Raw genomic sequence first — 22,869 nt, 5'->3', positions numbered from 1 at the left:
AATTTCGGTACGAATGGGCATGGCTTGTATTGTTCAGTTTCTGATATCTGCCTGGCCGACTAGGTCTTGGGTTTAAAGTTAAATACGATCTCACGGTCAAACAGATCGGGATCCGAGGGTCGCGGCAAGGGCGAGGCCTTATAGACTGCCGCCTCCACTGAGCGCCGGAACACATCATCACCGGTGCACTCGGTGACGGTAACATTAATCACCTCGCCGCCCGGAATCTGGTGCACCACCACCTTGCACTTCAGACCCTCCCTGGCACTGGCGGGACGAATCCAGTTACGCTCGACCTTATTCTGGATGTCGGCAATATAACTGCCGCGTAGCGTACTGAGGCGTTGCTGCTTGGCCGCCTCCATGCGCTGCTGTTCCGCCTCGAACTCGGCACGGCGCGCCGCGGCCTCGGCTTCACGTCGCTGCTGGGCCTCAAGCTGCTGCCGCCTGGCCTCGGCATCCGCCAGACGTTTTTCCTCGGCGATGCGCTGCTGTTCGAGTCGCGCCTGTTCGGTCTTCAGGCGCTCCACCTCTTGCTGTTTTTTGATCCGCTCGGCGGCAATTCGCTGCTCTTCGACCTCGCGTTGCTTTTGCAGTTTCTTTTGCTGTATTTTTTCCGCCTCGCGTTCCTTGCGCAACGTGGCCAGCCGCTGCTCTTCGCGTTCGCGCTTTTTCTTCGCCTCCAGGGCCTGCTTTTCCAGCGCCTTCTGTTTGGCCTGCTCTTGCTTGCTCTTTTTTTGCTCGGCCTTTTTGAGCTTCTCTAGCTCCTCAGCAACCCTGGATTCGTCCACCACCACGGCCTTGACGATATCCACCTTGGGCTGTGCCGGGGTGGGCACATCGGTCCACTCCAGGCTGATGAACAGCACGCCCGCCAGCAGCAGGTGCACCAGGATGGCCAGGGTCATGGCCAGCGGGTTTTGCAGGATTTCTTTTAACAGGGCTCTCACGATCGATATCTATTTATGCATGTCTAATTTTGTTTACCCGGGCGTTACGGTTGACGATTTTCGGGCGCCTGGGTGATCAGGCCCACACTGGGCGCGCCGGCCTTTTGCAACAAGGCCATGGCCACGACCACCTTACCGTATTCCACCTGGCTGTCGCCGCGCACCATAATCGGGGTCTTTGGCCGGTGTCGCAGGACCGCCGCGACCTTGGTGACCAGCAATTGATGATCAATAGGCTTGTCGGGATTGTCGCCCACGCTGAGGTAGTAATCGCCGCTAGCGGTGACCGTCACCACCAGCGGTTCGTCAGTCTCGCCCGCCATGGGTTCGGCCTCGGCCTGCGGCAATTCCACGGCCACCCCCTGGGTCAACAGCGGCGCGGTGATCATAAAGATCACCAGCAGCACCAACATCACGTCGATATAGGGCACCACGTTGATGTCGGACATCGGCCGACGTCGCAGCCTTTTCGCCGGAGCCGCCATCTATTTGTGCGCCTGCCGTTGCAGGATGCTGGAGAATTCCTCCAGAAAGGCATCGTAACGATTTATCAGGCGTTCCAGATCGGTGTTGAAGCGGTTAAAAAAGATCACCGCCGGAATCGCCGCAAACAGGCCCATCGCCGTGGCCACCAGGGCCTCGGCGATGCCGGGCGCGACCATGGCGATGGTCGCCTGTTTGACATTGCCCAGCGCGCGAAAGGAATTCATGATGCCCCACACCGTACCGAACAGACCCACGTACGGGCTGGTCGATCCCACCGTCGCCAGAAACGGCAGATGGACCTCGAGCTTGTCGGTCTCGCGTGACAGGGCCACCCGCATGGCGCGCTGCGCGCCCTCCAGCGTCGCCGCGGGATCGATACCGGGCTGCTTGCGCAGACGGGCAAACTCCTTGAAGCCCGCCTCAAAGATGATCGCCATGCCCGCATTCCCGTGACGCCCGGAGGTCACCTGATTATAGAGATTGGAAAGATCGCCACCGGACCAGAATTTTTCCTCAAACTCATCGGCCGCGCTACGCGCCCTGGACAACATCCTGAGTTTCTGAAAGATGATATTCCAGGAAAACAGCGACGCGATAAGCAAGAGCAACATCACCACCTGCACCAGTACGCTGGCATTGGTGATTAATGAAAGAATCGATAGATCAGCCGTCACCGAGAATCTCCTGTCGGATAGCAATGGGGATGGCGCGCGGTTTCAGGCTGCTGGCGTCCAGACAGGCGATCTTGATTTTCCCCTGACACAACAACAAACCGTCTCCCTCTCCCTCTGTTAGTAAACTGTTTTCATCCACGAGCATAACACGCTGCTCAAAGCTCAGACTGGCCCTGCCGGCCTGCGCCACGCTGACGCTGACGGAGAGCCGCTGATTGAATCGACCGGGTTTGAGGTAATCCAGCTGCGCCGAGCGCACCGCAAAAATCAGCCCTTGCTGTTGTGCCAGGAGGTCCTGCTCCACGCCCCGGGCCCGCAACCATTCGGTACGCGCCCGCTCCATGAATTTCAGGTAATTGGCATAATAGACGACCCCGCCGTTATCGGTGTCTTCGTAGTACACCCGCACCGGCCAGCGAAAATCAGCCACGGCGGTCACGCTCCCCTTTCCCATTCCCTGCTAATGACCACAGGCGGGCGCAAAGATTCCACCCGCGTTGCGTCGGTCTTCTCGCCGGATCTGCAACCGATAGTTTTTGTGATGATCGGTCGGTTCTGATTCGTCGTCGCATCAGGCGGATTCCGGGCCCTCAAACAGGTCTTCCAGCGGTGCCACCCGGGCGGGCACGGGCAGACCAAAATGCAGATAGGCACTGCGTGTCGCCACGCGACCGCGGGGGGAGCGCATCAGAAAGCCCTGCTGAATCAGATAGGGCTCCAGTACATCCTCGATGGTGCCCCGCTCCTCGCCAATCGCCGCGGCGAGGTTGTCGACGCCCACCGGGCCGCCGTCAAACTTTTCGATCACCGCCAGCATCAGCTTGCGATCCAGCATATCAAAACCATTGTCGTCCACGTCCAGCAGATCCAGGGCGCGACTCGCCACCTCGGCGGTGATCCGCCCATCGGCCTTCACCTCGGCAAAATCCCGCACCCGTCGCAGCAGGCGGTTGGCAATGCGGGGGGTGCCACGGGCACGCCGGGCGAGTTCGCCGGCACCCTCGGGGTCCATGTGCACACCGAGAATGGCCGCCGCACGCTGCACGATGTGGGCAAGATCCGGGATCGAATAGAATTCCAGCCGCTGCACGATGCCGAAGCGGTCGCGCAGCGGCGAGGTCAGCAGGCCCGCGCGCGTGGTCGCCCCCACCAGGGTGAACGGCGGCAGGTCCAGTTTCACCGAGCGCGCCGCCGGCCCCTCGCCGATCATGATGTCCAGCTGATAATCCTCCATGGCGGGATACAGCACCTCCTCCACCACGGCGGAGAGACGATGAATCTCGTCCACAAACAGGACGTCGTGCGGCTCAAGATTGGTCAGCAGGGCGGCAAGATCGCCGGGGCGCTCCAGCACCGGCCCGGAGGTGTGGCGCATGTTGACGCCCATCTCGGTGGCGATAATATGCGCCAGGGTGGTCTTGCCCAGACCGGGCGGACCAAAGATCAGCGTGTGATCCAGCGCCTCGCCGCGGCCCCGCGCGGCGGCGACAAAGATTTCCATCTGTTCCTTGACCGCGGGCTGGCCCACATAATCGGCCAGCGTCCTGGGACGAATCGCCCGATCCTGGGCCTCTTCCCGATCGTCGCGGGCGGTGGCCGTGGGGGCAATGAGGCGGTCGGTTTCGATCATGGGCTAGAGTGTACTACAGCATTAGCCCGGATATTTCATAAATGGCGTTGCGCGAGGCCGTAAAACCATGAAGATGCAAGGCGCGCGAAGGATAATACGCGCAGACGTACTTAACGTACGTTGAGCACATTTTTCCAGCGCAACGCGGCAGACTCATGGGCTTACGGCCACGCAGCAGGCGCTTATGAAATATCCGGGTTAGTGCCCTTGCCCTGTTCGGCCGTACAATAGGGCATCACTGGCACTACCCGCAAAGGAATTCATCGCATGCCACACACTGCACCGCCATCGATACCGTTTCTGCCAAACATGATTCTGTTGGGCATGATTCTGATGCTTGCCAGCCTGTCCGCCTGTGATGCCAATACCCCGTCGGAGACCACGGACACCCCCGCCCCGCCGACCCCGGCCGCACAGGATGTGACCCTGGTTGCCGGCTGCAATAGCTGCCACGGTGAGGATGGCGTGGGCAATAATCCGGAGGTGCCTTTTATTGCCGGCCAGGATGCCAATTATCTCGAATCCGCCATGCGCGGCTACCTTATCGGTGACCGCCAGCATGAGGTGATGCGGGCTGCGGTGTTTGACATTGACGCACTCGAACGCCAACAGCTGGCCGAACACTATGCCCAGCTCGATGCGCCCTGGACGGCAAAAACTGGGGCCGCGCCCGCCGCTAGCGGGCAACCGCGCGACCTACGCGCGGGACAGGCCTTGTCTCGACCCTGCGCCGGCTGCCACGGCAGGGACGGCAACAGCATCATCGAGGGGGTACCGAGTTTGGCGGGACTGCAGCCCGCGTATTTTATCCCGGCGCTGAAGAGTTATCTGCAGGGTGAGCGGCAGGGGGCGGCGATCATGAAAAACTTCAAACTGAGCCTGAGCGAAGCGGATATCCGCCAGCTCGCGGCCTTTTTTGCGGCACAGAAACGCCAGCGCTCGCCCCTGGGACGACAGCTCAAGGCCAGCGACGCCAGTGATGAGCTCGCCCATCGCTGCCTGGGCTGCCACGGCGAGGACGGCAACAGCACGCACCCGGCCATGCCGAGCCTGGCCGGCCAGAACGCCGGTTATCTCATCAAGGCCATGCAGACCTATCGCGACCGGGAACGCCAGAACCGGATGATGACCGATATCGCCCAGGGCCTCAGCGACGAGGCGATTCAGCGCAATGCCGTCTATTTCGCCACCCGTACCCCGCGGGCCGTCGGCGTTGCGCAGGCGTCCCAAACCGGCACGGAAAATTTCGACCCCCTGGGAGATGGCGAAAAACTCGCCGCCTCCTGCAATGCCTGCCACGGCGAACGCGGCAACAGTAAAACACCCGGCACCCCCAGACTGGCCGGGCTGTCGGAGGACTACCTGCAGACGGCCATCGCCCACTACCGTAACGGCGACCGGCAGCACGCCATGATGCAGATGCTGACCCGCTATCTCGGCGACACCGACATCGAGAAACTGGCGCTGTACTATGCCAGCCAGACACCAATGCCGCCGGCACCCGTAGCGCAGGCCGCGCAGCCCGACAGCACTGTCACCGAACTCGCCGCCGGCTGCGCGGGCTGCCATGGCGAAGACGGCAACAGTCAGGACAGCGCCATACCGAGCCTGGCGGGACAGGATGCCCGTTATATTGCCGCCGCCCTTGCGGCCTACCGCAATGATCAGCGCCAGCACAGCGACATGAAAAATGCCGCCCAGGCGCTGGACAAATCCGCCAGCCAGAAACTCGGGGTTTACTACTCGCGGTTAGCACCGAAAAATTCACCGGTGCACATCATGGAGGCGCCGGCCGTGCTCTCGCAAAAATGTGATCGCTGTCATGGTGAGGGGGGCGGAAACCCGGATGCGGACAAACCCCGTATTGCGGGGCAGCGCCAGGCCTATCTGGTCAAGGCATTAAACGGTTACAAAAACAAAGACCGCCTGAACTCCACCATGAACAAGATGACCGCCGAGCTCAGCCAGCTCGAGATCGAGGCCATCGCCGCCCACTATTCGCGGCAATAGCCGTTATCACCGGCGCCCGCCACTAGTGCGCTCGCGGAAAGGCTATTTTTCCCTGGCTAGGCGGTTTTTGGCGATACCGACAATTCCGGTGTCCGCCACCGCCTGCTGGATCGCCTCGAAATCCAGCACATAGGGTCGATTGCCATCACTGGCACTCAATCCATCAAACACGCTATTCGGCCGGGTCAGCAGACTGCGGCAGGCGCGGTGGCCTGGCAGGGCCTTGTCTTTCGGACAACCAAAAGAACCATCGATCCTACTGAAGCTCAGGGCCTGCGTGCCAAAATAGGCAACGACCTCTTTACCATCCGTCCACAACACCTCGGTGTCAGCCGGCACCTCTTTGACATCACCTGCCGTTTTTGCAAAGGCCTTGGCATCGTAAGAATCGTACATCACCCGCCAGCGGCCATCGGTCTTCTCGAGCAGATAGGCATAACCATAACCCGCTGCCCCCATTGTCTCGCCGATCACATAGGCAGGATTTTGTGCGTCTTTAGCAACCGCCATGTGAATGCCGTTGGAGTAGTCGTGCAGCCCGCTCGACTCGATGGTCTTGCAGGAAGCCAGCAGGGAAACCGCCAGCAAGGTCGGCATGATTCGAACAATAGTGATTGGATCGCTGAATGATCGTGTAAACATCGGTAAGCCCCCGGTCCCTTTTTTATAAAATTGCGATGGATAAAAAATGATTCATGATGCCGCCGCCCGTAATGCCAGACGGATCATCTCCTCGCTGCTCAGCGCGGCATCTTCCACCTGGCTCACCATTCGACTCGCCTCCTGCGGCTTGTAGCCCAGCGACACCAGCGCGCTGACGGCATCTTTCACGGCGGCATTGGCCGGCATTACAGGCTGTCCTGCGGCTTCGGTCGCAAACGTCACACCCTGCCAGTCTTTCAGGCGGTCTTTCATTTCGACCACCAGACGCTCGGCCGTTTTCTTGCCGACGCCCGGCAGTCTGGTGAGCGAGCTGCTGTCGCCGGTCTGCACGCAACCGGCAAACTGGTCGGCAGACATGCCGGAGAGTATGGCCAGCGCCAGCTTGGGGCCAACGCCGGAAACCTTGATCAGGCTGCGGAACAACATCCGATCCTGCTCGCGCAGGAAACCGTACAGCACATGGGCATCTTCACGCACGGCAAGATGGGTGTGCAGGGTAATGTCATTGCCGGTTTCCGGCAGCTCATAAAAGGTGGTCATCGGCGCGGAGATCTCATAACCCACGCCGCCCACGTCTAACAATAACTGGGGAGGTTTCTTTTCTATCAGGGTGCCATGCAATCTACCGATCATCGTTTTTCCATTTTTATTTTTTATCGTTTTTTACTGTTTTTATTGTCGTTCAGCTGCGCCTCAATCGACGCATTCAGTCGCTGGGTCAGGATTCGGGTATTGCCGTGACACAGCGCCGCCGCCAGCGCATCGGCGGCATCCTCCTGCGGATTGCCGGGCAGATTCAGCAACACCCGCACCATATGCTGCACCTGCGCCTTGGCGGCGTTGCCCTTGCCGACCACGGACTGCTTGATCTCGGTGGGAGAATATTCATGCACCGGCACGTCATTGGTAATCACCGCGCAGATGGCGGCGCCGCGCGCCTGCCCCAGCTTGAGGGCGGAGTCGGCATTGCGGTGCATGAAAACCCGTTCGATGGACATCTCGTCCGGCCGATGGGTCAGCACCAGTTCGGTGATGCCCTTGAAAACGACCCCCAGCCGCTCGGCCCAGGTCTCGCCGGTGACGCGAATAAAACCGCTGGTGATATAGCGTGCCTGACGGCCATCGCTTTCGATCACACCAAAACCGGTGAACCGGGAACCGGGGTCGATGCCGAGAATGCGAATCGTCTTGTCAGTGTTCAAATGGCCTGCTCGCCTGTGGCACTCATGATGGCAAATGCGTTAGGGCCGTCAAAGCTGCGCCATGACCTCGTCGGAGAAGTCCGCATTGGTGTGGACGCTCTGCACATCGTCGAGATCTTCCAGCATATCGATCAGGCGCATGACCTTTTCGGCCTCTTCCAGTTCGAGATCAACAGAGACGGAAGCCTGCTGAATGACTTCGGCATTCTGCGGCTCGAGACCGGCGGCGGCCATCGCCTCCTTGACGTCCACCAGGCTCTCCCAGGCAGTCAGCACATCAACGCTGCCATCTTCATTGCTGACGATATCGTCAGCACCCACCTCCAGCGCCGCCTCCATGATGGTGTCCTCGTTCGCCCCCGGGCCGTAACTGATAATCCCCCGCTTGGTGAACAGGTAGGCCACGGAACCGTCGGTGCCCAGATTGCCGCCGCTCTTGGTGAAGGCGTGACGCACCTCGGAGACGGTACGATTGCGGTTGTCCGTGAGACACTCCACCATCACCGCCACGCCGCTGGGGCCGTAGCCCTCGTAACGAATTTCGTCGTAATTTTCACTGTCATCGGCGCCGGCGCCACGCTTGATGGCATTGTCGACGGTGTCCCTCTTCATGTTGGCGCTCAGCGCCTTGCTCACCACATCCCGCAGCCGGGGATTGCTTTCCATGTCGGCACCGCCGGTCTTGGCGGCGACCACGATCTCACGAATCAGTTTGGTGAAAATCTTACCGCGCTTGGCATCCTGGGCGGCCTTGCGGTGTTTGATATTGGCCCACTTACTATGTCCTGCCATAAAAACCTCAATTTGCCATCATAAAGTGCTGTCGATTCTATCATACCGTTGCGTACCGCAAAGACTGCCACCCCCGGTTCCTGGAGGCGAGTCGCTCTATTTAGGCGGATGGATCACCTCATTGATCGCCGAATAGTCCGCGTCCGCCAGCCCCTTGGCCAGCGCCAGGGCGATGATATCCCGCACCCCCTCCAGCCCCACGGTGGTCAGCCCCTGATCGGCCGCGGCATCGATAAACAGTTCGGTATCTTTGAGTAGATGGCGGGTAGGGAAGTTGGGGTTGGCATAGTCGCGTTCCAGCATGCGCAGCAGCTTCTTGTCGAAGGTCGGCGCGTACAGGGCGGAATCCCGCAGGATGTCCATGAATTGCTCGACCCGCAGCCCCTCTTTCTGGATCAGCCCGAGGCTGAGGCTGAAGCTGGCCGTCAGTCCGGCGATCAGCTGATTAAAGGCCAGCTTCATGGCCGCCGCTTTACCCACCTCGCCCACGTAAACGGGATTTTCGCCGAACACCGACAACAGCGGCAGAAAGCGTTCAAACTGCTGTTCCGTCGCCCCCACCATCAGCAGCAGTCGACCCTTTTTCGCCTCGGGGATGCTACCCAGCACCGGCGCCTCCAGGTATTCGGCGCCATGGGCGATGGCGGCATCCTCCAGCCCCCGGCTGTGCGCCGGACCAATGGTGGCCATTTGCAGAATGGTTTTACCCTTTAACAGGCTGGCGCGCTCGGCCGGAAACAGCACCTCCTGAATCGCCACCCGATCCGCCAGCCAGGTGATCAGCACCTCGGCCGAGCGCACCGCCTGCGCCGGCGTCTGTGCCCGCAGGGCACCCCGGGCCACCAGCGGATCGAGCTTCTCGGGGCTGCGGTTCCACACCACCACCTTGTAGCCGGCCTCCAGCAGACGCTCTACCAGCGGCGCGCCCATCAGGCCGGTGCCAAATACTGCCAGCGTTTGTCGCTTCATCTGCGGTCAATCCCTGCGAAAAAAATGCCAGCTTACCATGCAGGCCGGTCCGTGGGTCCTGGGATTTTTCCGCGCGGCGCGGTCGCCCGTCACGCCGCCGCCTACTGCGAAAACCAGCTAAGCCGCCGTTCTTTTAGCACCAAATGTTTACCGCCCAGCTGTCCCGTCCTGTATAGCCGGGTGGCGAATGTTGATACAATCACCGGCAACACCGTGTGTCTTGCATATTGCATCGAGGAGTTTCTATGAGTATTGATAAAATCGTTATGGCCTTTGCCGGCATCGTCATCCTCTGCAGCCTGGCCTTGTCCCAGCTGCACTCCGTCAACTGGTTATGGCTGTCGGCCTTCGTGGGCGCAAACCTGCTACAGGCCGCCTTCACCGGATTTTGCCCACTGGCATTGATCCTGAAAAAACTGGGTGCGAGACCGGGCCAGGCCTTCAACTAGGACGCTTCGCCTGGCCGCAAAAAAACCCGCCTCTGGCAGCAGGGGCGGGTTTTTTTCGGCCGGGATTTTAAACCGGGATGAATCTTCAGGCCGGATCAGCGCCCGCTACGGCGAGACTTCCAGCATGCGGTTCAGGGCCAGCAGGGCCTGCTCGGCTTCGGCGGCCGGCACCTTGATCTGGTTGACCACCTTGCCTTCCAGCAGGTTTTCCAGCACCCACAACAGGCTGGATGGTCCGATGCGGAACATGGTCGAGCACATGCACACGGTACCGGACATGAAGTGCACATTTTTGCCTTCGTGTTTGAACTGCTGGTGCAGCCGGTTGACGAGGTTCAGTTCAGTGCCCACCAGCCAGCGCGTGCCGGGCGAGGAATCACGAATGGTGTTGATGATGTATTCGGTGGAACCCACGTAATCAGACTTCTGGCAGACCTCGAAACATGCCTCGGGATGCGCGATCACCTGGGTCTCGGGATATTTTTCTTTGAACTCGTCGATGTACTCGGGGGTAAACAGCTGATGCACCGAACAAAAACCCTTCCACAAAATCATCCTCGCGTTTTTGATCTGCTCCGGCGTCAGCCCGCCTAACGGCAAATCAAAATCCCACACCACCATCTCGTCCAGCGGGATGCCCATGCTGTAGCCGGTGTTGCGGCCCAGGTGCTGGTCCGGGAAAAACAGCACCTTTTCGCGCTGCCTGAAGGCCCACTCCAGCACGTGCCGCGCATTGGTGGAGGTGCAGACGATGCCGCCGTGGCGGCCGCAAAAGGCCTTCAGGTCCGCCGCGGAATTGATGTAGGTCATGGGGGTGATCTGTTCGTCCGGCGCCAAAACCTCGGACAGCTCACGCCAGGCGCGCTCCACCTTGGCGAGGTTGGCCATGTCGGCCATGGAACAGCCGGCGGCCAGGTCGGGCAGGATGGCGATCTGCTCCGGGCGGGAGACGATGTCCGCCACCTCGGCCATGAAATGCACGCCGCAGAACACGATGAATTCCGCTTTGGAATTGGCCGCACTGCGCGACAGCTTCAGCGAGTCGCCACTGACATCGGCATGGCAGAAGGTCTCTTCGCGCTGATAGTGGTGACCAAGGATGATCAAACGCTCACCCAGCGCGGCCTTGGCCGCGACGATACGCTGCTGAATTTCGTCTTCACCCAGGGCGGTGAAGTTTTGCATTTCTGTTTGTAACAACGGGGAATTTGCAGACATCTAATTCTCTCTCAGCCATAACCGACAGATGATGGTATCATTTTGAATTTCAAGTACAACTTAGCCTTAAGGGGTACCCGACAGGGAACATGGAAAGGGGATCCTTTGCATATGTCTCAGCAATATGTCCTGGTAACAAGGCTTACCACAGGGAAAGGCGCCCCGGCAGTGGGACAGCCTCAGGAGCCGGCGAGCCGCACTGTCGCGCCCGACGATCGCCCGCACTGGTGTGCGGGCATCCGCCAGGGCCGCAGCCCGTGGCAACGCGCCTGATCGCCGATTTCACTCCGCGACTGGCGCGGCCGCATCGGCCTTGGGCTTGCTGCGCAGCTTGATGCCCAGTTCGCGCAGCTGCGTATCGCTCACCGTGGAGGGGGCCTGGGTGAGCAGGCAGGCGGCCGTCTGCGTCTTGGGGAAGGCCATCACCTCGCGAATGGAAGACGCGCCGGTCATCAGCATCACCAGACGGTCGAGGCCGAAGGCGATACCGCCGTGGGGCGGGCAGCCGTACTTGAGCGCGTCCAGCAGAAAGCCAAACTTTTCCTGTGCCTCGTAGTCGTCGATACCCAGGTGGGTAAACACTTCCTGTTGGACCTCTTTGCGGTAGATGCGTTGCGAGCCACCACCCACTTCCGTGCCGTTGAGCACCATGTCGTAGGCGCGGGACAGGCAGGCGCCCGGATCGGTATGGAGCAGCTCCAGGTGCTCTTCCTTGGGCGCGGTGAAGGGGTGATGCAGGGCCGTCCAGCGCGTGCCGTCGTGCTCAAACATGGGGAAGTCCACCACCCACAGCGGACGCCAGCCCTTCTCCACCATGCCGCGGTCGTGGCCGAGCTTGATGCGCAACGCACCCAGCGCCTCGGTGACGATACTGGCCTTGTCGGCACCAAAGAACACCAGGTCGCCGTCTTCGGCACCGGTGCGACTCATGATGCCCTCGATGGTGGCGTCGGGCAGGAATTTAAGGATCGGTGATTGCAGGCCGTCGCGGCCCTTGGCCCGTTCGTTGACCTTGATATAGGCCAGCCCCTTGGCGCCGTAGATGCCGACGTATTGGGTGTAATCGTCGATCTCCTTGCGGGTCAGCTCGCCGCCCCTGGGCAGGCGCAGCGCGGTAACCCGGCCCTGCGGATCACTGGCCGGGCCGGAGAAGACCTTGAACTCCACGGCCTGCATCAGGTCCGCCACATCCACCAGTTCCAGCGGGATGCGCAGATCGGGCTTGTCGGAACCAAAACGCCGGATCGCCTCGGCATAGGTCATGCGCGGGAAGGGCTTGGGCAGCGGCACCTCCAGCACGTGGGCGAAGATGTCGCGCATCATCTCTTCCATCAGCGACATCAGCTCCTCCTCGTCCATGAACGAGGCCTCGATATCCAGCTGGGTGAACTCGGGCTGACGGTCGGCGCGCAGGTCCTCGTCGCGGAAACAGCGCACGATCTGGTAGTAGCGGTCGATGCCGGACATCATCAGCAGTTGCTTGAACAGCTGCGGTGACTGGGGCAGGGCAAAAAACTGGCCGGGATGGGTGCGGCTGGGCACCAGATAATCGCGTGCGCCCTCCGGGGTGGCGGCGGTGAGCATGGGGGTTTCAACGTCAAGAAAGCCCTTCTCATCCAGCGAATTGCGCAGCGCACGGGCGATCTCGGAACGCAGCTTGAGGCGCTGGAACATGGCCGGGCGGCGCAGGTCGATATAGCGATAACGCAGGCGGTGTTCTTCGGACACCTCGTCGTCCGCCACATCCAGCATGAACGGCGGGGTATCGGCGCGGTTGAGTATCTCCAGCTGCCTGCCCAGCACCTCGACCATCCCCGTGGGCATGTCGGCGTTTTCCGTGCCCGCGGGACGCCGGCGCACCAGACCGACCACCTTCAGCACAAACTCGTTGCGCACGCTCTCGGCCAGGCTAAAGGCCTCGACGGTGTCCGGATCGAACACCAGCTGGGCGATGCCCTCCCGGTCGCGCAGGTCGATGAAGATCACCCCGCCATGGTCGCGGCGGCGGTGCGCCCAGCCACACAGCGTGACCGTTTCGTCGGTATGGGATTCGTTGATCTGGCCGCAATAATGACTGCGCATGGTGATTCTGTCCTGTTGGTAGTAGCTAGATACGTCTAAATGGGGAAAGGCGGGAATGGTACGGATTGGGCCCCTGGCTTGCAACCCGAAGGGGTGGCGGAGCGTGGCGCTCCAACCTACTCAGGGGCTCTCAGGAGTCGTCCTGCCGAGGGATTTGGCCTGCCGCTCATCCAGCTCCGGCGACCATTCGTGGTTCCATTCCGGCACCACCACCCCGGCCGAGATGATCATCTTCAGGCCATCATCCACACTCATGTCCAGTTCGATCACCTCGCTGCGCGGCACCATGATAAAAAACCCGGAGGTGGGGTTGGGGGTGGTGGGAATGAAGACATTCAGCACCTCCACCCCGGTCTTGGCCTGCGCCTCACCGCGCGTCTTGCCGGACTGAAAGCCCAGCGTCCACAGCCCCTTGCGGGGATATTCGATCAACAGCACCTTGCGGAAGGCCTGGCCTGAGGAAAACACCGTCTCCAGGATCTGTTTGACGCTGGCGTAGATGGTGCGCACCAGGGGGATGCGGGCGAGCAGCATCTCCCAGCCCCGGACCAGCTTGCGGCCAAACAGATTGGCCACCACCACGCCGGTCACCATCACCACGATCACCGACAACAACACCCCAAGGCCGGGCAGGTGAAAGCCCAGCAGGGCATCGGGCCGAAAGGCCGCCGGCAGCCACAGCAGGGTCTTGTCCATGATGCCGACCAGCAGGTTGATGACCATCACGGTCACGCCCAGCGGAACCCAGACCAGCAGCCCGGCGATCAGATAACGTTTCATCTAGGTGTTACCCATGTAGATAGTACCCATGTAGAAAGCACTCATGCGGGTAGTACTCATATAGACAGCACTCATGTAGACAGCACTCATAACCATGACCGGGAAGGCGACAACGGCAGGCCGGTTAATGACAGCCACAGCCACCGCCGCCACAACCGCCGGCCGATGCCTTGGGTTTGGTCTCGCTGCTGCTGGGCTTGCTGTCCGAATCGGTCTTGGCGACATTCTTTTTACTGCCCCCCTTAAAGTCGGTTTCATACCAGCCACCGCCCTTGAGGCGGAACCCCGCGGCCGAGATCAGCTTCTTCAGTTCCGGCTTACCGCACTCGGGACAGTCCACCAGGGGGGCATCACTCATTTTCTGAATGGCCTCCTGACGGTGGCCACAGCTCTTGCATTCATATTCGTAGATCGGCATGACAACTTCCTCAACAATTACCTAACGGCCAACAGTGGCGGCACCCACCAAGATTGGGGACAATCACCGCGAAATCAACCGCGCAGTATACTCGCCCACAGGCGGCCTGCCCATATCGGCCTGCCGCTTGACGCGCGCCGCCGGCGGCTTGCCCGGAGGCCGGAGAATACTGATAAACTGCGGCGGTTGATCGCCCTGGCGGCCAACTCGCCGACATTCGACCTATTGCAGACGAGTTATGACATGACCCAGAGAACCACCTTTAACGGCATCACCATCACCACCGAAAACAAGTGCGGCTTCTGTGATGGCGCCAAGTGCTGTACCTACATCACGCAGCAGCTGGAAACACCGCGCTCCATGCACGACTTCGACCACCTGCTGTGGCAGATCTCGCATGAGAATATCCGCATCTACAAAGATGAGGATGGCTGGTATCTGCTGGTGGAGAACACCTGCCTGCACCTGCAGAAAGACGGCCGCTGCGGCATCTACCACGATCGCCCGCATGTCTGCCGCGAGCACAGCAATGACTATTGCGAATTTGATGCCCCGGCCGAGGATGGCTTCGACCTCTATTTCCACGACTTCGAGCAGCTCACCAAATACTGCAAGAAGAAATTCAAGGGCTGGAATAAACGCTTTAAGAAGTTCGCCAAGGAGTACGCATAACAGGCAGGGATCAGCTATCCGCTGACCCAGCGGCCAGCGGCCAGCGGCGGCATGATGTCGGCAAAACCCCGAATTGCCGCAAACTCACCCACATCCTTGTCCGGCGCCTTGCTGTCCGGCCGATGCACGCACAACAGACTGCCCATGCCGTATTCCTGCGCCGAACGCAGCACCGGCAGGCTGTCATCCACCAGCAGGGTCTTCTCCCGCTCGAACGGCTCCACGGTGTGCAGCCGGTTCCAGAAGCCCGGATCCTCCTTGGGCACACCGAGGTCGTGGGCGCAGATAATCGCGTCAAGATGGCCGGCCAGCCGGGTGCGGTCCATTTTCAGGGTGAGGCTCTTCATGTGGGCGTTGGTCACCAGCACGGCGCGGCGCTGGCTGGCCCGCACCGCATCGAGAAACCTGACCACGTTGGGGTGCACCGCGATGAGGTGATCGACCTCCTCCTTGAGCGCCGCCACGTCCATGTTCAGCTTGCCCGACCAGTAGTCGAGACAGTACCAGTCCATGGTGCCTTCCACCGCGTGGTAGAGTTTTCGCAACACGGCGCGCGCCTCTTCCAGCGGCACCTCCCGCTCCTCGGCATAACGGCGCGGCATGTGTTCGAGCCAGAAATGGTTGTCGAAATGCAGATCCAGCAAGGTGCCGTCCATGTCCAGCAGTACGGTGCGAATATCATCCCATTGAATCAAACCACTCACCCTCATTTTATTGTCTGTTTCGGTAATGCCGGAACGGGGACCAAATCAGGCCTAAACCCTGGCCCCCAGCGGCCGAAGATACAGTATCACTCCACCCGAATCGACACGACTGACGCCACTATGCCACCCGATAACTATGACATCTCGGCCATTCTGAAAAAGCTGCCCGTATTCGCGGGGCTGTCCGCGGATGAATATGCCCATATCCAGAAGATCTGCCAGCCCGCCCGCGTCGCGGATGGGGAGACCCTGTTTGTGGAAGGCGACAACAGCCCCTGCATGTATGTGCTGCTGTCCGGCGACATCCAGCTGCGCACCCACAACCAGGGCCCCATCCATTCCCTGTCGCCCGGTGAGCTGTTCGGCGAGATCGGCCTCATCAGCCAGCAGAAGCGCACCGCCACCGCCATTGCCCGCGCGCCTTCGGTGCTGCTGCGCATCGACGGCGATGTGTTTCAGAACCTGCTGGCCCGCGAGCCGCGCATCAGTTTCCATATCATGCGCAACATCACCCTCAATCTGGCCAATCACATCGCGCGCATGAACAAGGGCGATATGATGGACTTTATCCCCACCGGCAACTTCTGATCGGTCACCTCCCGCCTGCGCCCCAGGCAGGATGCGATGCCCTTCGATATCAACCCTGCAACACGCTGACCTGCTCCAGCAGGGGCTCGATCCACGGCTTCATCTTGCGGCGCATTAATGGGCCGACCGCATCCGAGTGGGAAAAAAAGGCATCCAGCAGAGGCTCACCGGCAAAGGACAGGGCCACCATCGCGGCCAGCATGGGGCGATGATCCGTCAGCACCGCCTGCACCTGCGCCAGCTCCGCATGATAAGGGTCAAGCTCATCCATAAAGGTCCGGGCAAAGGCCACGACCAGTTCGCTGCTGCGCCCGGCGGCAATGGCGCCCGGATGGCCTTGCGGCAGGGTCGCCCGGAAGTAACCGCCGAGGGTATCAAACAGCGCCACCGCCGCCGCCTCGTCGGCCAGCTTGTCCATCGCCTGGGTGACGGTCTTCAGAAAGGCCTGGCCCGCGGGGCTCAGCGCGCGACACAGCTGGATGGCGACCGCGTTGCCCTGCTCCCGCAAGGGGGCGACGGCCGCGGCCAGTTCGGCATAGGCCGGATGGGCCTCGTCCATCTCCGGCAGGGCATCCGGCATGGCCTGCAAAAAACCGATATAGATGGTGCCCTTGCGCGCCGCGCGCTGCCACAGGTCCTGGTGCACGGCCTCCTCCACCAGTCCCGGTTGCAGGATCAGCCGCACGCTGTTGAGAATCGCCTCGGGTTCGGTCTCAAAGGGCAGATACTCCAGCAGAAACTGCGCCAGCTCGCGGCCGATCCCGGCCTCCACCACCTGCGGCGAGCGCAACATGCGGCGGGCATTTTCCGCCTCCGGCATCACCCACCACGCCAACTCGGCCAGCTCCGGCGTCAGCCCCGGCGTGTGCACCACCGCGACCACCGCCTCCGGCTCACCTAACTGCAACAGGCTATGCAGGCTACTGTTTTCCCGCGCCTGCCCCATGCGGGTCCAGCGCTTGAGATACACGGGATAACCACCGGGCGAACCCAGCACATGGTTCGAGAACAGCTCGCGCACCTGTTTGAGATACTGCTCATCCCGGCAGGTGGGATTCAGCACCACCTTCGCCTCACCCTGTGCGGTGAGCGCGAACACCGTCATTCTGGATTCGTCGATACGCACCGCTTGCAGCTCCTGGGCAAGCAGGACATTGAGGCGGAGGCTGTCTTCAGGGGCAAGGTTCATTGGCATCTCTGGTATTGTCTGGCGACACGCTGTTAACTATTAATAGATCGCCACGAATAGAATACGATAAATTGATTGTGCGGAATGATAAATAACAAACATCAGTTCAGCTGGATACGCCGGCCCCAGGGCACCGCTTGTTTGCCCTTCACCAGCCACAACACGGCAAAGCCGGGTTCCCGCTCGGGAAACTCGCCATCGGCGTCGGTAAAATAGATCAGCAGGTCCGGCGGCTGATCCTGCCGCTCCAGCCAGTCGAAAACGGGCGTAAAGCGCGTGCCACCGGCTCCGGTAAATTCACGCGGCAGGGTCAGCTCTTCCCAGGGTTCAAACAGCCACGGACCATCCTCGGCCAGTTGCGCATCACAGGCATGCAGGACAATACGCGCCCGCATCTGCGCCTTGATGGCATCGATCTCACTAACAAACTCATGCAGTTCCGCATCGGTCATCGAGCCGCTGGTATCCAGCACCACGGTGACATTGATCTGCGCGCTGCGCAGACTGGGGTATACCGCCGGATCACCACGCCGGGTGGAGGGGCGGGCATAACTGTAATCGTCTCGCGCAACATTGGTCACATGATGCGCCAGCAGATTTCGCCACGGCAACTGCGGCTGCAGCAGATGATCGATCAGCCGCGCCATGGCGCCGCCCATCTTGCCCGCCTGCATGGCGATCTGGGCCGCGCCGGCCAGTCGCTGTTGCCACTGGGTGCTCAGGGTTTCACGCTGATCCGGTGTCAGCGGCGCCGGCGGGCCGCCCACACTGCCCTTCTCGGTCCGCTCCCCACCCCCGGTACCGCCCTCGCGGGGCGCCTGATCGGGGGTGATTTCTTGCTGCCTGCCCTGCACCTGATGTTGGTCGTGGTCCGCATCATCCTGCTCATCGTACAGGTGCCGATCCATGGGTTCTTCAATTTCGTCCAGCAGCGACGGATAAATCTCCTCCGCCGTCAGGCCCTCGAAACCCATATCCACCAGCGCACCTGGCGGCGGCGTGAGACCGTCCTTCACCAGCAATTCATTTACCGCCAGGTCGCAGGCCATATCCCAGCGTTTTTTGTCACGGTGTCCGCGCCGCGCAAAATGCGATAGCGCGCAATGTAGGGCCTCGTGCGCCAGCACAAACTGCAGCTGTTCACTGCTCAGGGTCTCAATGTAGTCGGGATTGAAATAGAAGCTGCGCGCATCCGTGGCGGTGGTGGGACACCATGCCGGATCGCCGGCCTGCATCGGCAGGCGTAATACCAGCGCGCCGAGGAAGGGCTTATCGAGGATAAGCCGGGTACGGGCAGCGCTTAATTTCGTATCGAGCAACATCAGTAGACAATAACCAAAGCGAAAGTGGTAATTCAGATTTTGAATTCAATGCCGAGTATATCAGTAATAATTTTGACATCATCCCCCACGAGTCTAGCTTAGACAGCGGCAATACCTGCGCGAATCATTCATCACCACGGAGACACTCTATGACCATGACCACCGACCTTCAAATGCTGCTTGCGGCCAGCCTGTTATCGCTGTTGCAGTTTGTGCCCTATTTCCTCGCCTATCTAAAACACTGGGGAATCTCGGGGATTGTCGGCAATCGGGAAAATATGCCGGCGCTACCGGCCTGGGCCAATCGGGCCAGAGATGCGCAGAGCAACCTCAATGAAAACCTGATCCATTTTGCCGCCTTTGTCCTCATCGCGCATATCCTGGGCCTCTCCAACGAGATGTCCGCGCTGGGCGCCAGCATCTTCTTTTACTCGCGTCTGGCCTACTGGGTCATCTACATTGCCGGCATCACCTGGCTGAGAACGATGGCCTTTCTGGCCGGCCTGGTTGGCGAGATACTGGTGATCCTGCAACTGTTCTGATCAGGCGCTGCCGCCTATCCTGAACATCTGTTTCACACGAAAATCAGGGCGCTGATGCGTAACCAGGCATCAGCGCCTTTTTGATGGCTATCGGAATCAAGTGCCCAGACAGGCAGATTGTCATACCGCTGATTATTTTGCCTGAAAGACACCTCTGACAAACCGGATCTGGCCTTCCCGCAGACTGCGCTGGGCGTTCTCGGCCTTTTGTCCAAGATTGTCGACATAGGCCGACAGGCTCAGCGGCGCCGGCGGGGCAACCTCGGGGGTATTTTTTACCGGGGCGACACCACCCAACTGCGAGTCGCTGGCATCCTCAAAGAATTCCGTGATGAACCCTATCTCGCCGAGAAGCGACTGCATCTGTTCGGCGGAAACCAGCAAATTGTCCGCCGGGTCAGTCGCCCAGGGCAGCGGAAAGTAGGACACCGCCGCATCCCCGGCGGCCATCTCCTGAAAGGCAAATCGTCCACCCGGCTTAAGCACCCGGTAGACCTCGGCGTAGAGCGTCCGCTTGTCCGCGATGTTCATGCCGACATTCTGCATCCAGGCGGCATCAAACGAATCGTCAGGAAAAGGCAGTGCGAGGGCACTGCCTTCGTGGATGTTGATTTGCTCGTCAAGGCCGGTCAGCCGATTCAGCAGTTCCGCACCGATGCAGTAATCACGCGACAGTTCGATGCAATCAACATTGCAGCCCGGCGAGGCCGCCAGCATCCGGGCGGCGCCGGCCAGTCCGGCCCCAATATCAAGCACGCGCTCTCCCGCCTGGATCTGTGACAGCTCCAACAGTCTAAGCGAGGCGGGGAAGCCACCGGTGTGAAAATGGTCCAGCGCCCCCAGCTCCTGCGGCGTCAGGCGTTGCTCGGGATTTAATCCTGCCGCGCGGAGAGCGTCGAGGATTCGCGCCTCAATGTCACGGACCGAATAGTGGGTGATCAAACTTTCCATAAACAACGAGCCTCACTAGTAAAGACGGATAAGCTGCCAAGTGAGCAACCCCGAATTCCGGGGACAGCATACCTCTTTAACCTACTGAACCTGATCGGATTATAAATTAGTATTCTATCCCTGTATTCGCGCTGCTACCTTCCTGCGAAGAAAGCACGAGGCAAGATCTGAATCTATTACCTTTTGATTGTCAATATAGATAGTGCTATTTTTCTTTTCCGAAATATTTCTTCGTGAAAATTAGTTTATTAAAAGCGACAGCAGTATCTTCACGATTAAGAATTTTTACTATGGATAATGTGGCATTTAAATTTTGGGAAATAACTTCTGAAGTAAGGGCGCCTCTAACACCGCCTGCAAGAACATTTATATAATCGTAGGCTTTATCGCAAGCGTTATATAATTTTCTGTATTTTTCTTTTTCGATCTGCTCCAAAAATCGATCTCTTGGATTTCCATCTTCCAAAATCCCTATGCCGGTTGGCACATGACTATAAGTCACTATATTGCTTAAGAGGCCGTTTGCAATATCTAATCTTTTCGATACACCAATATAATTACTTAAAATAATGCTGTGCTTTGCAACCAGTGAGTAGCTCCGATTAAGTGTAGCTAATTTGGATATAGACTTTTTATGCTTATCCATTCGCCTTAACGCGTATTCAATATTAAATTGAATAGAATTAGGGTGATCCTCGTTTTTCTCAACAGTTTCAATTATATCCAATATCTCGTCAGAAAATAATTGAGCTTCAAGAATTTTTTGTGATGCATCCTGATAAAAATTTATGATTTCATCCGCTGCGGACATACGATAAGTTAAATTAAGCTGCTTAATAGCATTCGATGACCCAACCTGAAATGCAATTAAAAACCCGAGCATGGTTAGCAATGAGGTTCCGATTGATAGCTTAGCTGTTTCCGGTAAAGCTATAAACCAGTCAACTAACTCAGCAGGCGTAAATGGAGTTATAGGCCCCCAAATGTATAAAAGTATGGCAATAAGTAATATTCCCAACATGCTCCTATTTAGGAAATTGAAAATATACGCTATCAGGATGTACAGTTGAATAAACCTGACGATCATAAATTTCTTATATTCAGCTATTGCATCCAAAGGGACTATTTCACTCTCTCATGAAAATTATAGTTATAGGACAATAGGGGACTCCTCATTAGGTTGAGGTGTCCGATTCAACGGGGGAAGTTCACCATCGCTTGAATGCGCCTGTTATGCGATAATTCATTTTGGCTTATATAGAGCTGCACTAAAATTGCATTTATTGCACTCCATGATATTACTTGTTTCTCCATACGCTACAATTACCAAATTATTCTCAACGACGCTATTTACTAGGCACTTAGGGCAAATAGGATTATTTAGTGATATTGCTCTTACGTAGGCATTATTAATCATTAAAGTTTGCCCTCTAAAATTACGTGCGACACAGTTCGCTGCCATTATTGCGTACTGTTTAAGTTCTATAACCATCTCTTTCATCTTGAATCACCTCGTATTCTATTTGACTTGTAATTCAGAATAATAGGAGTAAATCAACTTCTCCAACGCCAATGCGTTATTTCGCTAAAAATCAGGAATATATTTCACATAACAGGAGAGCGGGGTCAGTTCTCGAGGAGAGCGGGGTCAGTTCTCGTATTGTTACATCCTCGTCCGAACAAGCCGCCCGACCGTTGCAAGGTGAATTCCAAAATGTTCGGCAATTTCTCGATAGCTATACGCTCCGGTAGCGTAGGCGGCGATGATCGCGTCATTTCTTGTGCGGTGTCGAGCAGCGATCTTTGCCAGGGTGGGTGCAGGTCCGCGTCGTTGGGCCCGGGGGATACTCAGTTCGTCGCCCTGCACGTCGGCCTTCTTTTGCATCCGTGCCACAAATTTCTCGTCGCCCAGATAAATCTGCTGACGCAGTCCTTCCCATATACTGTTTCCCGAGATCCCTTCCAACACAAATTCGTTGTATCGCCGCCTTGCCTCCGCGCGCCGTCTCCCAAATCGTGCCAGCGTGACATCCGTCGCCAACCAACCGGGCACAGGCGCATCACCCAACATTGCGCGATAGCTACTCCAGGGATATTTCCCGGGATGCTTGACCATGCCCGCGCGCACTGGATTAAGAACGACATAGCGGGCCAGTTCAAGAAGGTAGCTTTCCTTGTCCACCAGGATGCCTTTGAATCGCCCTTGGAACAGATGTCCTGTCCTCCCGTGGCGCCGGTTTGATGCTTGTGTATACATGCCATTGAGCTGCCGCATCCCTTTCGACAGATTGCCATCCGGTGTTTCAACAACCAGATGATAGTGATTCGTCATCAGGCAATATGCATGACACATCCAGTTGAACCGAGTCACGACCTCTTCCAAGATACCAAGAAACATCAGCCGATTTTCGTCGTCTTCAAATATCGGCTCGCGCCGGTCACCGCGCGAGGTCACGTGATACAGCGCGCCAGGGAATTCGATTCGTAGGGGTCTTGCCATGGTTGGAGCATACCTTAAGATGGGGCGAATTCAGGTAGCAAGTGCACCACTCAATGATCCATAGAAGACTTCGTGAGG

Annotated in this window: 25 protein-coding genes; 5 read left to right on the top strand and 20 right to left on the bottom strand. The window is 58.6% G+C overall.

The annotated features are described in order from the left end of the window. Positions 1–59: 59 nt before the first annotated feature. From tolA to ruvB, 5 genes are all read right to left on the bottom strand, one after another. Positions 60–950: a cell envelope integrity protein TolA gene (tolA, locus tag RRB22_08150; GenBank protein MDT8384372.1), complete on the bottom strand. Its 891-nt coding sequence runs from the start codon at positions 948–950 to the stop codon at positions 60–62. Between the two features lie 44 nt (positions 951–994). Further along, a complete protein-coding gene (gene tolR, locus RRB22_08145) occupies positions 995–1,399 on the bottom strand; it encodes a protein TolR (GenBank protein ID MDT8384371.1) in 405 nt (134 codons plus the stop codon). 36 nt (positions 1,400–1,435) lie between these two features. Continuing rightward, on the bottom strand, positions 1,436–2,110 hold the full coding sequence (tolQ, locus tag RRB22_08140; GenBank protein ID MDT8384370.1) for a protein TolQ: 675 nt from the start codon (positions 2,108–2,110) through the stop codon (positions 1,436–1,438). Next, the gene (gene ybgC / locus RRB22_08135) at positions 2,100–2,540 is read right to left on the bottom strand and encodes a tol-pal system-associated acyl-CoA thioesterase (protein MDT8384369.1); all 441 of its coding nucleotides are present in this window, start codon (positions 2,538–2,540) and stop codon (positions 2,100–2,102) included. Before ybgC ends, tolQ begins: the two co-directional genes overlap by 11 nt. Before the next feature lie 141 nt (positions 2,541–2,681). Then, positions 2,682–3,740: a Holliday junction branch migration DNA helicase RuvB gene (gene ruvB / locus RRB22_08130; protein MDT8384368.1), complete on the bottom strand. Its 1,059-nt coding sequence runs from the start codon at positions 3,738–3,740 to the stop codon at positions 2,682–2,684. A gap of 267 nt (positions 3,741–4,007) precedes the next feature. Between ruvB and RRB22_08125 the strand changes: the two genes are divergently transcribed. Continuing rightward, on the top strand, positions 4,008–5,750 hold the full coding sequence (locus tag RRB22_08125; GenBank protein ID MDT8384367.1) for a c-type cytochrome: 1,743 nt from the start codon (positions 4,008–4,010) through the stop codon (positions 5,748–5,750). 42 nt (positions 5,751–5,792) lie between these two features. On the opposite strand, the gene RRB22_08120 is transcribed toward RRB22_08125, so the two are convergent. The 5 genes from RRB22_08120 to RRB22_08100 all read right to left on the bottom strand — a co-directional run bounded on the left by RRB22_08120 (position 5,793) and on the right by RRB22_08100 (position 9,376). After that, positions 5,793–6,392, bottom strand: a complete 600-nt coding sequence (locus tag RRB22_08120; GenBank protein ID MDT8384366.1) for a hypothetical protein — start codon at positions 6,390–6,392, stop codon at positions 5,793–5,795. 51 nt (positions 6,393–6,443) lie between these two features. Continuing rightward, entirely contained in the window at positions 6,444–7,046 is a 603-nt protein-coding gene (ruvA, locus tag RRB22_08115; protein ID MDT8384365.1) for a Holliday junction branch migration protein RuvA, read from the bottom strand. Positions 7,047–7,066: 20 nt separating this feature from the next. Next, positions 7,067–7,615: a crossover junction endodeoxyribonuclease RuvC gene (gene ruvC / locus RRB22_08110; GenBank protein ID MDT8384364.1), complete on the bottom strand. Its 549-nt coding sequence runs from the start codon at positions 7,613–7,615 to the stop codon at positions 7,067–7,069. A 48-nt stretch (positions 7,616–7,663) separates the two neighbouring features. After that, a complete protein-coding gene (locus tag RRB22_08105; GenBank protein ID MDT8384363.1) occupies positions 7,664–8,407 on the bottom strand; it encodes a YebC/PmpR family DNA-binding transcriptional regulator in 744 nt (247 codons plus the stop codon). Positions 8,408–8,503: 96 nt separating this feature from the next. Then, positions 8,504–9,376 (bottom strand): NAD(P)-dependent oxidoreductase, encoded by an 873-nt coding sequence (locus RRB22_08100; protein MDT8384362.1) that lies wholly within the window; start codon positions 9,374–9,376, stop codon positions 8,504–8,506. A gap of 245 nt (positions 9,377–9,621) precedes the next feature. On the opposite strand from RRB22_08100, the gene RRB22_08095 reads away from it, so the two are divergent. Continuing rightward, a complete protein-coding gene (locus RRB22_08095) occupies positions 9,622–9,825 on the top strand; it encodes a DUF2892 domain-containing protein (GenBank protein ID MDT8384361.1) in 204 nt (67 codons plus the stop codon). Positions 9,826–9,930: 105 nt separating this feature from the next. Here the strand turns inward: RRB22_08095 and nadA are convergent, their stop codons facing one another. The 4 genes from nadA to RRB22_08075 all read right to left on the bottom strand — a co-directional run bounded on the left by nadA (position 9,931) and on the right by RRB22_08075 (position 14,323). After that, positions 9,931–11,043, bottom strand: coding sequence for a quinolinate synthase NadA (gene nadA / locus RRB22_08090; GenBank protein MDT8384360.1), 1,113 nt, complete (start codon positions 11,041–11,043; stop codon positions 9,931–9,933). 282 nt (positions 11,044–11,325) lie between these two features. Beyond that, positions 11,326–13,125 carry an aspartate--tRNA ligase gene (gene aspS, locus RRB22_08085; GenBank protein ID MDT8384359.1) on the bottom strand — a complete coding sequence of 600 codons (1,800 nt, stop codon included), beginning with the start codon at positions 13,123–13,125 and terminating at the stop codon, positions 11,326–11,328. Positions 13,126–13,245: 120 nt separating this feature from the next. Further along, complete coding sequence (locus tag RRB22_08080; protein ID MDT8384358.1) at positions 13,246–13,905, bottom strand: DUF502 domain-containing protein; 660 nt, start codon at positions 13,903–13,905, stop codon at positions 13,246–13,248. 124 nt (positions 13,906–14,029) lie between these two features. After that, positions 14,030–14,323: a zinc ribbon domain-containing protein gene (locus RRB22_08075; protein ID MDT8384357.1), complete on the bottom strand. Its 294-nt coding sequence runs from the start codon at positions 14,321–14,323 to the stop codon at positions 14,030–14,032. Positions 14,324–14,566: 243 nt separating this feature from the next. Here RRB22_08075 and RRB22_08070 point away from each other — a divergent pair, with 243 nt between their 5' ends. Continuing rightward, positions 14,567–14,995 carry a YkgJ family cysteine cluster protein gene (locus RRB22_08070; GenBank protein MDT8384356.1) on the top strand — a complete coding sequence of 143 codons (429 nt, stop codon included), beginning with the start codon at positions 14,567–14,569 and terminating at the stop codon, positions 14,993–14,995. Between the two features lie 14 nt (positions 14,996–15,009). Here the strand turns inward: RRB22_08070 and yrfG are convergent, their stop codons facing one another. After that, entirely contained in the window at positions 15,010–15,690 is a 681-nt protein-coding gene (gene yrfG / locus RRB22_08065; GenBank protein MDT8384355.1) for a GMP/IMP nucleotidase, read from the bottom strand. 129 nt (positions 15,691–15,819) lie between these two features. Between yrfG and RRB22_08060 the strand changes: the two genes are divergently transcribed. Next, entirely contained in the window at positions 15,820–16,287 is a 468-nt protein-coding gene (locus tag RRB22_08060; GenBank protein ID MDT8384354.1) for a cyclic nucleotide-binding domain-containing protein, read from the top strand. Positions 16,288–16,336: 49 nt separating this feature from the next. On the opposite strand, the gene RRB22_08055 is transcribed toward RRB22_08060, so the two are convergent. Further along, a complete protein-coding gene (locus tag RRB22_08055) occupies positions 16,337–17,476 on the bottom strand; it encodes a hypothetical protein (protein MDT8384353.1) in 1,140 nt (379 codons plus the stop codon). A 101-nt stretch (positions 17,477–17,577) separates the two neighbouring features. Beyond that, positions 17,578–18,798, bottom strand: coding sequence for a VWA-like domain-containing protein (locus RRB22_08050; protein ID MDT8384352.1), 1,221 nt, complete (start codon positions 18,796–18,798; stop codon positions 17,578–17,580). 149 nt (positions 18,799–18,947) lie between these two features. Between RRB22_08050 and RRB22_08045 the strand changes: the two genes are divergently transcribed. Continuing rightward, positions 18,948–19,340, top strand: coding sequence for an MAPEG family protein (locus RRB22_08045; protein MDT8384351.1), 393 nt, complete (start codon positions 18,948–18,950; stop codon positions 19,338–19,340). A gap of 132 nt (positions 19,341–19,472) precedes the next feature. Here RRB22_08045 and RRB22_08040 read toward each other — a convergent pair whose 3' ends face one another. The 3 genes from RRB22_08040 to RRB22_08030 form a co-directional block, all read right to left on the bottom strand. Next, positions 19,473–20,291, bottom strand: a complete 819-nt coding sequence (locus RRB22_08040; GenBank protein MDT8384350.1) for a class I SAM-dependent methyltransferase — start codon at positions 20,289–20,291, stop codon at positions 19,473–19,475. Positions 20,292–20,496: 205 nt separating this feature from the next. After that, positions 20,497–21,312 (bottom strand): hypothetical protein, encoded by an 816-nt coding sequence (locus tag RRB22_08035; GenBank protein ID MDT8384349.1) that lies wholly within the window; start codon positions 21,310–21,312, stop codon positions 20,497–20,499. A 642-nt stretch (positions 21,313–21,954) separates the two neighbouring features. After that, a complete protein-coding gene (locus tag RRB22_08030; GenBank protein MDT8384348.1) occupies positions 21,955–22,791 on the bottom strand; it encodes a transposase in 837 nt (278 codons plus the stop codon). Positions 22,792–22,869 lie beyond the last annotated feature (78 nt).

This window comes from Gammaproteobacteria bacterium (assembly GCA_032250735.1).
GTDB lineage: Bacteria > Pseudomonadota > Gammaproteobacteria > SZUA-152 > SZUA-152 > SZUA-152.
The sequence above is the reverse complement of the archived record's forward strand: the minus strand, read 5'-3'. Positions and strand labels throughout refer to the sequence as shown.

Bases quoted from the DNA above. Each gene is read 5' to 3' on its own strand.
- tolR (MDT8384371.1), bottom strand. From the start codon at position 1,399: ATGTCCGACATCAACGTGGTGCCCTATATCGACGTGATGTTGGTGCTG.
- ruvB (MDT8384368.1), bottom strand. From the start codon at position 3,740: ATGATCGAAACCGACCGCCTCATTGCCCCCACGGCCACCGCCCGCGAC.
- RRB22_08125 (MDT8384367.1), top strand. From the start codon at position 4,008: ATGCCACACACTGCACCGCCATCGATACCGTTTCTGCCAAACATGATT.
- RRB22_08120 (MDT8384366.1), bottom strand. From the start codon at position 6,392: ATGTTTACACGATCATTCAGCGATCCAATCACTATTGTTCGAATCATG.
- ruvA (MDT8384365.1), bottom strand. From the start codon at position 7,046: ATGATCGGTAGATTGCATGGCACCCTGATAGAAAAGAAACCTCCCCAG.
- RRB22_08105 (MDT8384363.1), bottom strand. From the start codon at position 8,407: ATGGCAGGACATAGTAAGTGGGCCAATATCAAACACCGCAAGGCCGCC.
- RRB22_08100 (MDT8384362.1), bottom strand. From the start codon at position 9,376: ATGAAGCGACAAACGCTGGCAGTATTTGGCACCGGCCTGATGGGCGCG.
- RRB22_08095 (MDT8384361.1), top strand. From the start codon at position 9,622: ATGAGTATTGATAAAATCGTTATGGCCTTTGCCGGCATCGTCATCCTC.
- nadA (MDT8384360.1), bottom strand. From the start codon at position 11,043: ATGTCTGCAAATTCCCCGTTGTTACAAACAGAAATGCAAAACTTCACC.
- aspS (MDT8384359.1), bottom strand. From the start codon at position 13,125: ATGCGCAGTCATTATTGCGGCCAGATCAACGAATCCCATACCGACGAA.
- RRB22_08080 (MDT8384358.1), bottom strand. From the start codon at position 13,905: ATGAAACGTTATCTGATCGCCGGGCTGCTGGTCTGGGTTCCGCTGGGC.
- RRB22_08075 (MDT8384357.1), bottom strand. From the start codon at position 14,323: ATGCCGATCTACGAATATGAATGCAAGAGCTGTGGCCACCGTCAGGAG.
- RRB22_08070 (MDT8384356.1), top strand. From the start codon at position 14,567: ATGACCCAGAGAACCACCTTTAACGGCATCACCATCACCACCGAAAAC.
- RRB22_08060 (MDT8384354.1), top strand. From the start codon at position 15,820: ATGCCACCCGATAACTATGACATCTCGGCCATTCTGAAAAAGCTGCCC.
- RRB22_08055 (MDT8384353.1), bottom strand. From the start codon at position 17,476: ATGAACCTTGCCCCTGAAGACAGCCTCCGCCTCAATGTCCTGCTTGCC.
- RRB22_08050 (MDT8384352.1), bottom strand. From the start codon at position 18,798: ATGTTGCTCGATACGAAATTAAGCGCTGCCCGTACCCGGCTTATCCTC.
- RRB22_08045 (MDT8384351.1), top strand. From the start codon at position 18,948: ATGACCATGACCACCGACCTTCAAATGCTGCTTGCGGCCAGCCTGTTA.
- RRB22_08040 (MDT8384350.1), bottom strand. From the start codon at position 20,291: ATGGAAAGTTTGATCACCCACTATTCGGTCCGTGACATTGAGGCGCGA.
- RRB22_08035 (MDT8384349.1), bottom strand. From the start codon at position 21,312: ATGTTGGGAATATTACTTATTGCCATACTTTTATACATTTGGGGGCCT.
- RRB22_08030 (MDT8384348.1), bottom strand. From the start codon at position 22,791: ATGGCAAGACCCCTACGAATCGAATTCCCTGGCGCGCTGTATCACGTG.